2 protein-coding genes and 1 pseudogene are annotated in these 2,420 nt (G+C 58.6%); all 3 read left to right on the top strand.

Translation table 11 applies throughout. The features are described from left to right. Positions 1 to 1,361, top strand: a 1,361-nt coding sequence (locus E5W70_RS30615) for a S8 family serine peptidase (protein ID WP_292664999.1), incomplete at its 5' end; no start/stop codon positions are given. Between the two features lie 120 nt (positions 1,362 to 1,481). Then, positions 1,482 to 2,114, top strand: a complete 633-nt coding sequence (locus E5W70_RS30610) for a nuclear transport factor 2 family protein (RefSeq protein WP_292664998.1) — start codon at positions 1,482 to 1,484, stop codon at positions 2,112 to 2,114. Positions 2,115 to 2,123: 9 nt separating this feature from the next. After that, positions 2,124 to 2,420 (top strand): annotated as a pseudogene (locus E5W70_RS30605) (hypothetical protein); the annotation flags it as partial.

The raw sequence follows: 2,420 nt of genomic DNA, 5'->3' as shown, positions 1-2,420 counted from the left end.
TTCTGGCTCCAACCGCCTGGCTGTCGACAATTTCGGCGGGCACAGGGACAGCCTGGATCACCACGACGGATATGACCGGTGCTGCGGGCTACAACAACAACGATATTCTGGATGACTGCCCGGAGCAGTCATCGTCTTCAAATGATGCGCTTGACTACACGAACTGCTTTATCGGGACATCATCGTCGACGCCTTTGGCCGCAGGGGTCAGCGGCCTGCTCATCACCGCGGCTCCGGCCCTGACCCGATTACAGGTGCAGAATCTGCTGCAGGACACGGCAGACAAGATAGAAGATTCGGCAGGCGCATATTCCCCTGGCAATGGATACAGCGCCCCAGGGTCCGGCCGCCCCACGCATGGTCGGGGGCGGATCAACGCGTACGAGGCTCTTCGCGTCATCGCCCCTGCGGGTTTGGGCGGTCATGACGGCGTGGATATTTTCCTACGGGACAATCGCCTGGACTGGGGCAACACCGAGCAACCCAGCAATACGCGGTTCGAAGCTCCACGTGGAACTATCGCGCATTGGGAAAGCATGGACATCAAGGTCGATGCTCCGCCCTATCAGATGACGCCTACTGCCGCCAATTTCTCGGCCTTCGACGATGAGACGCCCAGCGCCATCAGCGGGGAGACAAACAAAGTATACGTACGCCTGCGCAATCGCGGTCCACAGACGCCAGCAACGGCAGGCGTCAAGCTTTACTGGACGCAGTTCGGTACAGCGCTTCCGCCGCTGCCTGCGGACTTCTGGCAGCAATTCCCGTCTGATTCCGCCGATGCCTCTCAATGGCATCCCCTTGACTGTGCTGTCGGCGGCACGACAGCCTGCGCGGTCACAAATCTCGCCTATTCAGGAGCCTCAGCCGCGGAGGGAATGGGCGACGCTGCGCAGATCGTGGCGTTCGACTTTCCGGCTCCCGCCGTCGACTCGACGTTTTCGAACCACTTCTGCCTGGTGGCGATGGTGGATTCTCCCCAAGATCCCATCTCGCCAGTCTCCAAGGCAGCCTTTCTTGTCGACAGCATTACGCCTTTTGACAACAATGTCACCCATCGCAACTATCTGAACCTGCCGACCACTGCAGCATTTAGAGAGAGAATCGTCGTTCGCAATCCGTTTGACAGAGCGCTGGAAACCGCGCTCCAGGTGGCGGCGCCTGCCGGCTGGGAAGTATCGGGTGAGCCGTTCGGGATCGGAAAGCCTTTCAAGCTGGCTCCCCTAGAGGAAGTTGCAGTCACCCTGACCGTTCGCAACGCAAAAAGAAAAGGTATAGTTACAGTGTGGCAAATCGATGTCGGAAGCGACAAGGCCACGATCATCGGCGGATTGACGTTGAGATTCCGGGCCGGGCAATAGCTTCTTTGTTCGGCCTGGCGGGTGAGGACGTGTCTGCTTGTTTATATCAGAAGTCACGCAGAAATGCAGGTTTGTTTTTCTTCCACGCATGTTTCATATTTGTCGAGGAAAGGGGATGTCATGAATGACTGCAAGGAATTCTTCTCCGCCTATCGGTCAACAATGATCGCACTCACTCTCTGTCTTGGAATGTCTGTTGTGGTAAGCGGGGCTGCGCTTGCTGTAGAATGTACGAAAAAGATGCCCGATTATGCACCAAGCGACGGCCCGACGTTTCAGTGGGGCGGCGCGGATTTATCTGCGGACGACCGGGCCGACATAGAAGACCTGTTCAGCCGCTATGCTTGGGCGCTCGACGAGCGCAACGCGGAGAATTTCGCCGGCCTATTCGCGAAGACAGGCAGGTACGAGGTCTGCACAGGCGGGGGAAACACTCAAGTGTTCACCGCGCCCGCCAACGAAATTGAGACGACGATGCAGGGGGAATTCGCCGCGTTGGCCAGCGTGTTCCAGCCGCGGCATTTCCTGTCCAACACTCTCCTTCGCGCAAGCAAAACGGGAGAGGACGCCCTGGACTCCAAGACCACCATGCTTGTCACAATCCAGCGTCTGGAAGGCGATCGCGTTTTGCCCGAGCCGGACTATACGGCGGATGTGAGAGCGACCCTACTGAGAGACAGCGACCAGAACTGGAGGTTCAACTTGTTGGTGGTCTATGCCGACACACCCGTGTTCGAACCCATGGGACGTTGAGTTTCGCAGTTGCGCGTCGCCTTGAAAGTCGGGGCCGCGCTGATTGCTGGAATCGTGGTTCCGGCCTCAGCAAGCAAGTCCCTCGAGCAACCGAGCGGGTGGTCGTGGACCGAGGAGGTTGCATTTGCCACGGCGGTCCGCGAAGCCAACGACGACATATTCTGGGAGCCGGCCTCCGAGAGCCAGGACACGGTCACACGCTTTGGCGACGAAGCGCGTGCCGTGTTCGGGCCTATTCCGGAGGGCGATTGCCTTGGCCCGGACGCAAAGATCATTCCCGTTGAAGTCGAGGGAAACATCGTCGAC

It is taken from the genome of Mesorhizobium sp. (genome assembly GCF_005063415.1).
Taxonomy (GTDB): domain Bacteria; phylum Pseudomonadota; class Alphaproteobacteria; order Rhizobiales; family Rhizobiaceae; genus Mesorhizobium.
The sequence above is the reverse complement of the archived record's forward strand: the minus strand, read 5'-3'. Positions and strand labels throughout refer to the sequence as shown.

Bases quoted from the DNA above. Each gene is read 5' to 3' on its own strand.
- E5W70_RS30610 (WP_292664998.1), top strand. From the start codon at position 1,482: ATGAATGACTGCAAGGAATTCTTCTCCGCCTATCGGTCAACAATGATC.